Origin of the sequence: uncultured Legionella sp., from assembly GCF_937871865.1 — a bacterium.
Classification (GTDB): domain Bacteria; phylum Pseudomonadota; class Gammaproteobacteria; order Legionellales; family Legionellaceae; genus Legionella.
In genome coordinates, this window is record NZ_CALMPD010000076.1 from 1 (window position 1) to 13,202 (window position 13,202).

Sequence of the window (13,202 nt, forward strand, 5' to 3'; positions counted from 1 at the left end):
ACAATTAATTAGAGACGCGTTGCAAGAGTATGACATTCGTTCCGATGTAATTATAATAAAACATTTAGAACGAAGTGAGTACATCAATTGTTTGGCGAACGCTGATTTAATGTTAGGAAATTCCAGTAGTGGTATTATAGAAGCAGCCTCCTTTAATTTATTGGTGGTCAATATTGGTAGCCGGCAAAATCTTCGTGAATACGGTGATAATGTGATCCATTCCAGCGCTTCTTATGAGTCTGTTTTTGCCAATATAAACGAAGTACTGGAACGACCGAAAAAGGCTTATAAAAATATTTACGGGGATGGGAAGGCCAGCGAACGTTGTTATCAGCTGTTAAAAACCATTACTTTGGACACTCAAATTTTAAATAAAAGCAATGCATACTGAACGATTAAAAATAGTAGGTTGTGGTGGACATTGTAAAGTGGTTCTCGACGCACTTTCACTCTGTGAACCTCTTTGTCAAATAACTCTTTGCGACAGCGATAGAGAACTATTAGGTAAAGAACTCTATGGCTTTTTAATTGATTCAACTATGGAATCATTATCCGAATTTTCTGGTAAAATCCATATAGCAATAGGAACAAATAGCATTCGAGAACGTATTTTCAATCAAATCAGTGCGTTCTCCTCCCTCTATACTGTGATTCATCCCGCAGCAATAATTTCTAAATTAGCACATATAGAGCAAGGCTCCTTTATTGCAGCTCAAGCAGTGCTTGCTCCTGAATGTTATATTGGTAAAAGTTCAATTATAAATCATGGCGCCATCGTTGATCATGAGGTTAAAGTCGGGGATTTCTCTCACATAGCACCTAATTGTACTTTGGGTGGTCGCGTAACTGTAGGAAAAGGGGTCTTGGTCGGTGCCGGAGCTACGATTCTTCCGGGAGTGACTATTGGTGATGGAGCAATTATTGCTGCTGGCTCCGTAGTACTTAAAGATGTAAAAGAACAGATGACTGTTATGGGTGTCCCTGCCGTATCAAAGGAATAAAATGATTAATATTCAAGATTTATATGTCCAAAAGAGCTACGAATTAAAAACAGCTTTGAGTAAATTGAATGAAACTGCGCAAGGCGTACTGTTTCTAGTAGATGAACACGATTGCTTTATCAGAACAGTAACTGATGGAGATATTAGACGCCTATTATTAAGAGGCTGTACTCTTGAGTCTCAACTGACGGAATTACCCGAATGTATTTCTAAATCGCTTCCACTCTCCTCATCTGTTCAGGATGCCTATAATTTGATGAAGGAGCATGAATTTGATCATATTCCCTTACTTGATAAGCAGGGAAGACCTGTTCGTTTGATTCATAGAAAAGAGTTGCCATCAAATATTTTACTTTCATCACCACACATCGGTGAGTTCGAGCAGCAATTTGTACAGGAAGCTTTTGCAACAAATTGGGTAGCGCCATTAGGTCCTAATGTGGATGCTTTTGAGAAAGAGGTGGCAGAATATATTAATATTAAAGCAGCAGTCGCGTTAAGTTCAGGAACAGCTGCCCTACATTTAGCTTTAGTGCTTTTGGATGTGAAAGCAGGAGATGTGGTTTTTGCATCGAGCTTTACCTTTGTCGCAACCGTGAATCCAATCATGTATCAGGGGGCAACACCTGTATTTATCGATTCAGATTTGGATACCTGGAATATGTCGCCAGCAGCACTGGAACGTGCACTGAGCGACGCTAAATCTAATAATAAATTACCTAAAGCGGTAATTATCGTTAATTTATATGGTCAAAGCGCTAATTATGAGGCGTTATGCACACTATGTAATGACTATAATGTTCCCATAATAGAGGATGCCGCAGAGTCGTTAGGTGCCACCTATAACAAAAAACACAGTGGTACATTTGGAACCTTGGGTGTTTTTTCCTTTAATGGAAACAAAATTATTACCACCTCGGGTGGAGGGATGTTAGTTTCTGACGATGAGAGCCTGATTGAGCGAGCGCGATTTTTAGCCACACAGGCTCGTGATCCTGCACCACATTATGAACACAGTGTCGTTGGCTATAATTATAGAATGAGTAATGTTCTTGCAGGTATTGGTCGAGGACAGTTAAAAGTATTAAATCAGCGTGTTACCTCGAGGCGTAAAGTGTTTAATCAATACAAAGACGCCTTTCAAACCATACCCTTTATCGAAATGATGCCGGAAATTTCTAATGGTTATAGTACGCGCTGGCTTTCAACGATGATAATTAAATCTGAACACTCTTCATTAAGACCTGAATCTATTATTGAGCAATTAAAGCTGTATCATATTGAGGCAAGAAGAACCTGGAAGCCTATGCATCGCCAACCATTATTTTCAGGTACTGTCTATTATCCGCATTCAGAAGATTTTAGTGTATCTGATTATTTATTTGATCATGGTGTTTGTTTGCCTTCGGGATCTAATTTAAATGCTCATGATATTAATCGAGTAATTCAAAGTTTGAATGAGTTGTTGCGTTAGAGTTTTTTATATTTCAGTCTAAAGCCCCGACGTGCTGTGGTTTATTCACGGCTTCCACGCACAACGCGTGAGACGAAGGTTGGGGATAGCAACAGCTCTTAGCGTTTTAATTACTTATTCAATAATCTGGAGTATATTGATTGGTTAAAAAAGTGCAGGTGGACGCTCAAGAGATGTGCGGAATGTTTTGATATGAATTTGGAAACCTATGAGTGATTTATCAAGTTATTTAGTCATTGGCAGTGGAAGTATTGCGCGACGCCATATCGCAAATCTGAAAAAATTGTATCCTGGTACCGCTGTTGCCTGCATCTCCGCATCGGGCAGGCACGTACAACCCGATGAGGTTGGGGCAGATGTTACATATCTAGATATAAAAGACACGGCGCAAACCTATTTTAAATTCGCTATTGTAGCCAGCCCTTCACCCTTTCATTTACACCACGCAACTGAGTTATTAAATAGAGGAATACCTGTTCTTATTGAAAAACCACTTTCCAATTGCTTATCAACTTTTGCTGCATATCGTGAACAACTGATAACAAATCAACAAAAAATTGGGGTTGCATATAATTTAAGATATTTAACCTCAGCCGTTTATTTAAAAAAACTCCTGGAGCAGAAGATTCTGGGAACTCTTTATTCTGTATTCATTGATGTCGGTCAGTATTTACCAGACTGGCGTCCCGCATCAGATTATAGAAGTAATGTCTCTGCTCAAAAAAAATTGGGTGGTGGGGTTTTATTGGAATTAAGCCATGAAATAGATTATTTAACATGGTTATTTGGTCCGTTTGATAATGCATTTTGTAACACCAGAACGACAGGAGCTCTTGAGATTGATGTTGAAGATAGAGTGGCTGCCATTCTATCTATTAATAATGGGTTAATTGCTCAACTTAATATGGATTTTCTGCAAAGGGCGCCAACGCGGGTGTGTAAGATTGTAGGAGAGTTTGGAACCTTAGTATGGAATCTGTTAAATAACAGCATTGAGCTCAGGAAATCGAAAGAGCAACAAGAGACGATTTTTAGTGATCCTGAATATGATTATAACAGGATGTATCTCGATCAACTGGTACATTTTTCGAAGGTTGGGGCTGGTGGCGCGCCTGAAGTTGGCTTGCAGCAAGGACTGTATGTACTTCAGGTAATTGACGCTCTGAAGCGTTCGGCTGAAAGTAATCAAAATATAGCTATTGGAGATTTTATTAAGTGAGCGTATATGCATTTATTTTCGCTAGAGGCGGTTCTGTCGGTTTGCCCGGAAAAAATATCAAGCATTTGGGGGGGGTGCCATTGTTAGCACACTCAATACGAGTAGCGCAGAACATACCTGCGGTAAAAAAAATTTTTGTATCCACCGATTCAGATGATATAGCTGCTGTAGCACATGAATATGGGGCGGATGTAATCAAACGACCAGCGTCCCTGGCAACAAGCACTGCTTCTGAATGGGATGCCTGGAGGCATGCTATAGAGTTCTTAAATCAACGTGGCGAGTATTTTGATGTATTTTTGAGTTTACCAACCACCAGTCCATTAAGAGCAGTTATCGATGTAGAACAATGCCTCATGGCTTTAAAAGAAGATACCGATGTTGTGTTAGCCGTGACTCCTGCTGCTCGTAGTCCTTATTTTAATATGGTGACCAGGGTAGGAGATGGCACAAGTAAATTGGTACTAGGCGATGCAACAATTAAGCGCAGACAAGATGCACCAGATCTGTATGATATAACTACGGTTGCTTATGTCACCAGGCCAGATTTTATCATGACAAAAAATGGTTTGTTTGCAGGGAAAGTGAGCTCAGTGGTGGTGCCTAAAAACAGAGCCGTTGATATTGACGATGATATTGATTTTATGCTTGCTGAGTCTATTTATAATCGAGGTAAATATGAATTTGAATCATAAAGTCATTATGGTTATTGGTGCTGCTGGCACTCTTGGAAAAGCTATGTCCTCTGCTATTTTAGAGCAGGGCGCTTTTTTAATAGCCGTTGATAACAGTAATGAAGCACTTGATGGACTTAAATTGGCACTAAACAATCATGACAGAGCCAGTTTTTTTACTGCAGATATAACTAATGTTGAATCCATACAGGGTGTGATTAATCAAGCCGTCCATCTTCATGGTGCTCTTCATGGTGCCGTGAATACGGCTTATCCTCGCAATAAAAATTATGGACGGGATTTTTTTAATGTCACTTTTGAGGATTTTTCAGAAAATCTTTCCCTCCATTTAGGCGGCTACTTTTTGTTTATGCAACAGTGTGCCAAATATTCCATGGATACAGGCAATTCATTTTCGTTGGTCAATATTTCTTCTATATACGGTGTTATTCCTCCGCGCTTTGATATTTATGACAATACACCAATGACTATGCCTGTTGAATATGCAGCGATTAAGTCTGCTTTGATACATCTTTCCAAATTTACTTCAACTTATATGAAAAATACCCGGTTCAGGGTTAACTCTGTAAGTCCTGGTGGTATTCTGGCTGCGCAACCAGAGTCGTTTGTTGATGCATATCGCGGGTATTCCAGAGTGAAGGGAATGTTAGATGCTAAAGACGTGGTAGGCACAATCATGTTCTTGCTTTCAGAAGACTCAGAGTATATGTGTGGGCAGAATTTAGTCGTTGATGATGGTTTTTCTTTATAAACACGAAATTTACATGACAGGTAAGCTAATGAAAAATATTGTTGTAATAGGTTCTGGCCAATTAGGCAGCAGGCATCTTCAAGGTTTAACCAAATTAAATATTGAGGCTGCAATAGAGGTAGTTGAGCCCAATATTGAATCCGTCAATATGACTAAAGAACGGCTCAATTCAATAGAGCAGAATGATAGTATTAAAAGGATTACTTTTAAAAGCAGGATAGAAGAACTATCCGATAATATAGACTTATGTATCATTGCTACCAATTCTGATGTCAGATTAAAAGTAGTTCAGGAATTGCTTGAGAAAAAAAGGGTAAAAAATATCGTACTAGAAAAAGTATTATTTCAGCGTTTGGCTGATTACGAAACAGCTAATTCTCTGTTCAAAGCATCTGATGTTAATGTTTGGGTGAATTGTGCGAGACGCGCGTTTGCTATTTATAAACAATTAAAACAGCGATTAACCGAAGAGCCTTCTATCGAGTTTAGAGTGGTCGGCGGCCATTGGGGATTGGGGTGTAACGCAATTCATTTTATCGATCTTTTTTCAATGTTATGTGGAGAGGTTAATTACTCTATTATTGACAATAAGCTGGATGATGAAGTTATTGCAAGCAAACGAAATGGATTTATTGAATTTACAGGAAACATTACAGGTCAATTTAAAAACGGGCATACGTTTGATCTGGTGAGTATAAAAAACAGTAGTCAGCCTTTACTGATCGAAATAATAACATCCAAAGAGCGATTACTTGTTGATGAAACAAATGGTAAAATGTCTGTGTTTCATACTGACAATGTGCTTGTTGATACCATTAGTTTTGATATGGTTTATCAAAGCAATCTTACTGACTTGACCGCAAATCAAATATTAACAACATCACAATGTGACCTACCTAATTACGCTGATTCAAGTATTATTCATCAAACATTATTAGAATTTTTATTAGATCATATTGCAGCATCTACAGGACGTAGACCCGAAGAGTGTCCTATTACCTGATATTGGAGAACATATGAGTGCAAAAACTATTGGCTTAATTGGTTCCGGAGGCATGGCAATTGATTATTTTCATGTGCTAAAAGCCTTGAATTTAAATGCAGTTGTTATTGGTCGTGGAAAAGAGAGCGCGCTAAATTTTGAAGCCAAAACAAAACAACCAGTGCTATTAGGTGGGCTGGATTTATTTTTAAAAGAAAATGAGAACATTCCTGAGGAATGCATTGTTGCAGTAGGAGCAGATTGTCTCTATGAAGTCACATTATCTTTACTTAAAGCAGGGGTAAAACGGATTTTAGTTGAGAAACCTGGCACTCTGTTTTTAGAGGAGTTAATTCATTTAGGCCAATGTGCCACAGTGCAAAATGCAGAGGTTTATATTGGCTATAACAGGAGATTTTATAGCTCGGTGTTAAAAGCAAGAGAAATTATTCAAGAGGATGGAGGGGTAACTTCATTTAATTTTGAGTTAACTGAATGGACAGACACTATAGTCAAGGTCATAAAAAATAGCTTAATTAAATCTCGTTTATTCATAGCAAACACTACTCATGTAACTGATTTGGCATTCCATTTGGGTGGAAAACCACATACTTTAAACAGCATGGTGTCTGGAACTCTGGATTGGCATCCTGAGTCAGCAATTTTTTCAGGCAGTGGCACAACGTTCGATGATACGTTGTTTTCCTATAATGGTAATTGGAAATCTCCTGGTCGTTGGTCCTTGGAAATATTTACTAATAAAAGCAGGTTAATATTCAGGCCAATGGAGAAATTGCAAATCCAGTTGCATGGCAGTGTGCAGATTAATGACGTACCAATCGATAATAATTTGGACGTAGAATTTAAGCCTGGATTATATCGACAAACGGAACATTTTATCAATAACTCTTGCGAACATCTATGTTCGATACAAGAGCAAATTGAGATGTTCCCTATCTATGAAAAAATGGCAGGATATGCCTGATTTAAACACATAGTGCGAATTAGAGGAGAACTGATGTGTCGGAAGAGCAAATTAATGATGCTCAACGTGTGCTGGTTGATTTAATTAGATTTGCACTCGCATTCATTGTTGTAATTGGTCATGGATTTGGTTTTTTTTGGGGGTATTTTGATGGTTTTTTCCCTAGGGTATTTCCTCATCCGCAATCTATAGCTGTTATTGGTTTTTTTTATCTTTCCGGTTATTTGATAGTAGGCAGCGTACTAAAACAAAAATCAAGGTATAGCAATGCCGGGTTAGGAAATTATTTGTTTAATAGGGTGCTTAGAATTTACCTTACTCTTATTCCTTCTATTGTGTTCGTTATTATCGTAGATTTTCTTTTCAAAAACTATACTACGCTAAATCTGGATTTGGTAACTAACAACACTAATAATACCGTTTTAATTAAAAACATATTCCTGATCCCTTCAATGCCATATGGCACAATGCGCCCAATTTGGAGTTTAATGTATGAATGGTGGATATACATATTTTTTGGTGGTATTTTCTTTTTTAAAAAAAATATAATCTTAGCTTCATTATTTATTCTAGCTGGTTTTTATTATACAGTTTTCCTTAATGCTCAGGGAGAAGCTGGGCATATATGGATTATCTGGGCTGTGGGTGGTTTGTGCGCTTACTTGCAAAAATACAGCATTTGGAACCGTGTAAACCCTAATATTCATCATTTTCTTATATTATTTTTTTTGATGACCTCAGCAGTCGGCTATTTTTATACTAAAGATGCCGTTAACTTAATTTCCGGGATTTTATTTGCCTTGTTTCTTTATGTTCTATGCAACTATCGAGGCGCATTATTAAAATATTTAATGAAAATCAAAAATCCTATCAAAAAATTAGCTGGATTGAGTTTCACTCTTTTTTTAACTCATTACACGGTGCTTACTTATATTAAAGAATATTTTGAATTACAGGGTATAAAGGGTTTAATATTTGGTACGGTACTATCCATCTATATCGCCTATTTTATTGCTTGTTTTACTGAATACAGATTAGTGAGAATCAAAGAAAAAGTGTTCTCCAAATTATTAATTATTACAACATTGATTCAAGTCCACTATTCTAAATGAAACCTAATTTGTTCATTATCGCTATGATTTTGTGTGCTCATATGCTAAAAAATCAACCCATTTTGATTTAAGTTAGCGATATGTTAGCTGGCACTTCAAACATTTAAATTTTTTTGATGGCTCTAATTTTGGAGCTGATAACAGGTGATTATAATGCTGCGTTTAGTTTTATTATATGCGACAAGTACAGGATTACAACGAGGCACTATATTCCTGGCGTCTTTAATCTTCACGCGGGTTTTCACCATTTCCGAAATTGGGTTTTATATTTTAGTGCAGACAATAAGTCAATTATTAGTTCCCATTATTACCCTGAATTTAACCGTCGCACTCATGAGAGAGGCAAAAGTAAATCAACACATAACGAAAAGATTATTGGCTTATTCATCCTGTAGCGTGACGTTACTATTTTTTTGTATTTTAGCAACAGAGTTTCTGCTAGAGTTTTCGAATGAAATAGCCTTTGGATTATTGCTTGGTTCAGTAGAGGCTATTTTCTATCTGGCATTTGCTGTGTTACAAGGTAAAGAAAATGTAAATCAAATTCTAGTTGTATCACTAGCAAAAACTTTAGGATTTATCGGCATAATTATTAGTGCTTTTTGTGGTTTTATTTCGTTAAAACAAGTTTTAGAACTTCAAATTATGTTGGGAGTGCTCATGAATATTGGGGCATTGAGTTGTGCTTTCAGGCAATTGCGAGGAGCAAGTGAAGGCATCGAATCAATCACAATAAAAGAAATATTAAAGTATTCGATGGCTACATTACCTCATACTGCCGCTCTATGGATCAGCGTTTCAAGCGATCGTATTTTACTTGGAATGTTACAGGGAAATAAGGCAATTGGTATATATGGAATTGCTTTTACTGTTGCTCAAATTGTGTTGTTGTTAGTCACCGGAGTGACCACATCATTGCCTCCCCGGATAATGCAAGAACCTGAACTGTGGCGGAACGCAAAATTTGTGGTAAAAATGGCCAGATACATTGCTTTAATTCTTTTTGCACTCATCGTTTTCTTATTGTTCGGGTGGTGGTTAAATGAGAGCTTTTTGCATTTTATTCCCACAAAAAGCGCTTGTATATATATGCTTATTAGCTTAATTGGCGTAGCCTTTTCTTTTTCTATATATTACGTGTTTTTTGCTTCATACATGTACTTAAATCGTAAAACAGGTGCGTTATCTTATTTGGGGCTAGGTATAGGTGCTACAAATTTCTTTATAATGTATCTGCTTATAAAAAATTTTGGTACCATAGGTGCTGCTATTGGGCTAATTTTTTCATATACGTTATTTGGAGTGGTTTATGGCGCTGTTGCTGTTCGGCTTGAACCTACGCTTAAGCAAGCTTGTATGCCATTATTAAAACTGTCCATAATGTTTTTAGCTAGCTTGAGTACGCTGGGATGGATTATGCAGAATCTGCTCTCTTGATTTTTTATGATAGATTTACATAAAATCTGTAGCTCAGTATTTCCTACGTTTCATTATGAAATAATCGAACTCATCCTTTGTATCTAGACAACAGCTATTGAAAAAGAACATTCTATCATCTAATTGATAGGCGAATACGATACGTTAAGACATCTAAGTGGTTGTTGATCTTTAATGCCAAAACCTACGCCCTGCGTCTTGTGCGGTGAAAACCACGGCATGCCAGGAATTATAGACTTAAATGTAAACAGACCTTGGAATTATTTATCTATTGTTGTTTGGAGCGCAAATGCCTGAAGTATTATTAATTGGTGATAGTTTTGGAGTTGAGCGGATTCATTCTGGTGTAATTGATGTTCCTTATGATAAGACTTGGCCTGTTTTGGTAAACGAATCATTTGCAAAATCTCGCGAGCTCAAAATGGAGAGTGATTTTGAAGCCTTTAGATTGCTGGATGAGCTTTTGGATATTCTTGATAAAAAACTCGAAGATAGCACTTATAAGTTGGTTATTATACAGGCGGGCTTGGTTGATTGTTTTCCCAGGCCTCTGCCCAGGACATTATTTCGTTCGAGAAATATAATATGTAGAATATTACGGAAATCCATTTCATATATTAGATCCTTTTGGCTTAAGTATATTTATTGCCATCCAATGGTCTCAACGGAAGCCCTTGTTAATAAATTTACAAAAATAATAAACAGATTTACCAAGATTAAATTCATTTATATAACAATAACCCCACAATTACATGATCAGGCAGTGCATACTCCCAAACAGGCTGCAATTATTGACTTTTATAATGAGGAAATAAAACAGATCAAGTCTCAATGTAATAATTTTGATGTATTCGATTTTAATGCTGTTTGTTGTCAAAAGTATCTTCATCCAGTAGACTCTCACCTGACTTTAGAAGGTAATCGATACCTTGCCGATGTGGTTATCAAAATTATTAATGGAATATATAGTGCTTAAAAGGGGTTTAGGGTAAATGACAATGTTAACTGCTACAAGACGCGATTGGGGCGTAAAAGAGCTTTTAAATTTTGTTCGCTCAAATTGTCAAATCGCCTTGTTTGTATTTATTATAGCTGTTCTATGTTCCTTATCCTTGGTTGAAAAAGTTTCCTGGGCATTGATTTGTTCTATAGATTTAATCATTCTAGTTAGTTATTACTTGCATAGACCGCAAAATTTGTTTCATCCCAATAACATTGTATTTGCTTTTTATTTTCTTTATGTGGTTTTACCAACGATAATATTGTTTTGTTTTAGCTATTTTTCTGTCTCCTTGTCGCTGCCTTGGTCCCCGCCTGATTGGTTAGAGTTTATGCCCAAGGTCTTTCAGCATATTATTATCTCTTTTTCGTTTATTTTTTTTGGTTTTCATTATTTTTGTAGAAATTATACTCCCCAAAAGCCCGCTCCCGTATCAGTTCTTATGATTAATTTTTGGGTGCTTTTGTTCGTTGTTTTATTTTTATATGTTGTTTTTATCCACCAATCAGGTGGTCTGAATTTATGGATACATCATTATCAGGAAGCGTATTTACAAAATAGAAAAGGTTTGGGGGTTATAAATTTTTTCATCGTTTTTCTATCGCCATTAATTTGCTATCTTCTTGGTTTGATTACTTGGAAAAGTGACGGAATTCGTAAGATATTGCTTATCGGAGCTTCCTTGTTATTGATGCTCTTTTTTGCATACTTTCAAGGACTAAAAAGTAGGTATCCCGTTTTTTTAATTATTTACTTTTATCCCTATTTACAACCAATCAAGATCACGAATAAAAGGCTTGTCATTTTTGGAACAGCGTTTTTCTTATTCTTATTTTTTGCTAATTATGTTCGTTCAGATGGTTATTATTCTTCTTTAGCCATGCATGTTGAATATATGATGTCTTATTTTAATGTGTTTTATCTCCATGATATGGTCTTGCATGATTTTCCGAGCGGGCTACTTAATACTTTATACTATCCATTGATAAAATATTTACAGTTTTTTTCCCAATATGATCCTTCTGCTGATTTTGATTTATCAATCATGTTAACGAAGTTCTATTTTCCTAATCAATGGTATTTAGAATCGGCAACTCAGCAATGGCCCTTGGTTACCGATTTGTATTTTAATTTTTATGGCTTTATCTTCGGTTGGTTTCCTTTGCTTCTTTATATTTTTATCCTTTCAAAATTATATCAACGCTTCTGTGATTTTCATGCGGGTTTTGCGTTACTTTATCTTTTTGAGTTTTTTAGATTGTTCTCGACGTTAAGATCTACATTAGTACCATGGGACTTTTTGGTGATTTTATTTTTCTACAGTTTAATTTACCTATACACGAAATGTACATTATACAAAATACCAACGGTTAGGGCTTCATAAATGAATGAGTTGGTTTTTCAAGCGTATATGAATGAGATTGCTTTAGAAATAGCACAGAAGTCCTATTTGTTTGCAAATAGTGAATTAAATTACCCTGACAAGTTTTTATTTAAAATTGCCAGGGTATGCAATTTATCTAATAAAAAATATAAATTATTTATGTTGTGTTCTAGGGTATATAATTATTGCTGGCTCTTTGTATTATTACCTTTTATCAGTATTCAATTTCTTTGTTCTCTTTTCATTTCTTCAAACAGAAACAATAATAAATCATGCTTTGGTTTTGTCGAAGACAATAAAACCTTATATGATTTCAGTTTATTAGAAGAACTAAATATTCACAATATTAATCTTGGAGTCATAGCGCTATCAAAATGTTTGACTTTAAGTCAGAAATTGCACGCAGTACGATTATCATTTCAGGTGATGTCTTTATTACGGAAAAATAAGAATACGCTTCCTAATCTGACCTACAATAGCTTAAAACTGCATTTATATGATTTATATAAACTCACACTTTATGCAGTCTTACTAAAACAGATCAGTGTGACTGGAACATCTAGTGTGCTTCTTAATAGTCATTATGAGCGCTGGACCTATTTGGCTTCTCATCTATGTGGCAATCAATTGTTTATTGTTCAGCATGGCAGAATAAGCAATGATATTCATTTTCCTTTCGAATTTGGAAGCGTTAACAGTTTGTATCTGTACCATCAGGAAACAGCCGAAGTCTTTGGCAAATATTATAAGAACATATCCCATTTAAAACATATTAAGCCTAAGCTTGAGTTGAAAGATATACGAGTTAATGGTGTTGTGACTGTATTCCTGGCATCATCGGTTTCAGCTGTTGCCAGTGAGTTGGAATTTATTGAAAAAACTCAAGAGTTCTCAAATATTAAAATATTTATAAAGTTACATCCGTTGTACGATTACAAACATAATTTTGTCCATTTAAAAAAAGAGATTGAATTTATAAATTATTTACCATTAACGGACTTGATGATTACGTATAATTCAGCTCTTGGAGATGAATATAAGTCATTAGGCCATTCGGTGTTTTTTATAGAAGATTATGACAATGTATCTGAGATGTTTCGTTCGATAACACAGAAATATAATAATTTATTAATAGCTTCTTAGACTGAATGAACTTTTTAAT

General features: G+C 35.9%; 13 protein-coding genes. All 13 read left to right on the forward strand.

The window, feature by feature from the left end:
* On the forward strand, positions 1–391 hold a 391-nt coding region (locus Q0495_RS04360; protein WP_298623522.1), incomplete at its 5' end, for a UDP-N-acetylglucosamine 2-epimerase.
* Positions 381–1,001 carry an acetyltransferase gene (locus Q0495_RS04365; protein ID WP_298623524.1) on the forward strand — a complete coding sequence of 207 codons (621 nt, stop codon included), beginning with the start codon at positions 381–383 and terminating at the stop codon, positions 999–1,001. The genes Q0495_RS04360 and Q0495_RS04365, both read left to right, overlap by 11 nt.
* A 1-nt stretch (position 1,002) precedes the next feature.
* Positions 1,003–2,475 (forward strand): aminotransferase class I/II-fold pyridoxal phosphate-dependent enzyme, encoded by a 1,473-nt coding sequence (locus Q0495_RS04370; protein ID WP_298623526.1) that lies wholly within the window; start codon positions 1,003–1,005, stop codon positions 2,473–2,475.
* A 208-nt stretch (positions 2,476–2,683) separates the two neighbouring features.
* Complete coding sequence (locus Q0495_RS04375) at positions 2,684–3,694, forward strand: Gfo/Idh/MocA family oxidoreductase (RefSeq protein ID WP_298623528.1); 1,011 nt, start codon at positions 2,684–2,686, stop codon at positions 3,692–3,694.
* A complete protein-coding gene (locus Q0495_RS04380) occupies positions 3,691–4,389 on the forward strand; it encodes an acylneuraminate cytidylyltransferase family protein (protein WP_298623529.1) in 699 nt (232 codons plus the stop codon). The genes Q0495_RS04375 and Q0495_RS04380 overlap by 4 nt, the downstream gene beginning before the upstream one ends.
* The gene (locus Q0495_RS04385) at positions 4,373–5,140 is read left to right on the forward strand and encodes an oxidoreductase (protein WP_298623530.1); all 768 of its coding nucleotides are present in this window, start codon (positions 4,373–4,375) and stop codon (positions 5,138–5,140) included. The genes Q0495_RS04380 and Q0495_RS04385 overlap by 17 nt, the downstream gene beginning before the upstream one ends.
* Positions 5,141–5,168: 28 nt before the next feature.
* Entirely contained in the window at positions 5,169–6,143 is a 975-nt protein-coding gene (locus Q0495_RS04390; RefSeq protein ID WP_298623532.1) for a Gfo/Idh/MocA family oxidoreductase, read from the forward strand.
* Between the two features lie 13 nt (positions 6,144–6,156).
* Entirely contained in the window at positions 6,157–7,107 is a 951-nt protein-coding gene (locus Q0495_RS04395; protein ID WP_298623534.1) for a Gfo/Idh/MocA family oxidoreductase, read from the forward strand.
* A 68-nt stretch (positions 7,108–7,175) separates the two neighbouring features.
* Positions 7,176–8,219 (forward strand): acyltransferase family protein, encoded by a 1,044-nt coding sequence (locus tag Q0495_RS04400; RefSeq protein WP_298623537.1) that lies wholly within the window; start codon positions 7,176–7,178, stop codon positions 8,217–8,219.
* A gap of 153 nt (positions 8,220–8,372) precedes the next feature.
* Positions 8,373–9,656 carry an oligosaccharide flippase family protein gene (locus Q0495_RS04405; protein ID WP_298623539.1) on the forward strand — a complete coding sequence of 428 codons (1,284 nt, stop codon included), beginning with the start codon at positions 8,373–8,375 and terminating at the stop codon, positions 9,654–9,656.
* Positions 9,657–9,945: 289 nt separating this feature from the next.
* Complete coding sequence (locus tag Q0495_RS04410) at positions 9,946–10,632, forward strand: hypothetical protein (RefSeq protein WP_298623541.1); 687 nt, start codon at positions 9,946–9,948, stop codon at positions 10,630–10,632.
* 16 nt (positions 10,633–10,648) lie between these two features.
* Positions 10,649–12,040: a hypothetical protein gene (locus Q0495_RS04415; protein WP_298623542.1), complete on the forward strand. Its 1,392-nt coding sequence runs from the start codon at positions 10,649–10,651 to the stop codon at positions 12,038–12,040.
* Positions 12,041–13,183: a hypothetical protein gene (locus Q0495_RS04420; RefSeq protein ID WP_298623544.1), complete on the forward strand. Its 1,143-nt coding sequence runs from the start codon at positions 12,041–12,043 to the stop codon at positions 13,181–13,183.
* Positions 13,184–13,202 lie beyond the last annotated feature (19 nt).

Coding starts and splice junctions, on each gene's coding strand:
- Q0495_RS04395 (WP_298623534.1), top strand. CDS start 6,157: ATGAGTGCAAAAACTATTGGCTTAATTGGTTCCGGAGGCATGGCAATT.
- Q0495_RS04415 (WP_298623542.1), top strand. CDS start 10,649: ATGACAATGTTAACTGCTACAAGACGCGATTGGGGCGTAAAAGAGCTT.
- Q0495_RS04405 (WP_298623539.1), top strand. CDS start 8,373: ATGCTGCGTTTAGTTTTATTATATGCGACAAGTACAGGATTACAACGA.
- Q0495_RS04370 (WP_298623526.1), top strand. CDS start 1,003: ATGATTAATATTCAAGATTTATATGTCCAAAAGAGCTACGAATTAAAA.
- Q0495_RS04385 (WP_298623530.1), top strand. CDS start 4,373: ATGAATTTGAATCATAAAGTCATTATGGTTATTGGTGCTGCTGGCACT.
- Q0495_RS04410 (WP_298623541.1), top strand. CDS start 9,946: ATGCCTGAAGTATTATTAATTGGTGATAGTTTTGGAGTTGAGCGGATT.
- Q0495_RS04420 (WP_298623544.1), top strand. CDS start 12,041: ATGAATGAGTTGGTTTTTCAAGCGTATATGAATGAGATTGCTTTAGAA.
- Q0495_RS04390 (WP_298623532.1), top strand. CDS start 5,169: ATGAAAAATATTGTTGTAATAGGTTCTGGCCAATTAGGCAGCAGGCAT.
- Q0495_RS04365 (WP_298623524.1), top strand. CDS start 381: ATGCATACTGAACGATTAAAAATAGTAGGTTGTGGTGGACATTGTAAA.
- Q0495_RS04375 (WP_298623528.1), top strand. CDS start 2,684: ATGAGTGATTTATCAAGTTATTTAGTCATTGGCAGTGGAAGTATTGCG.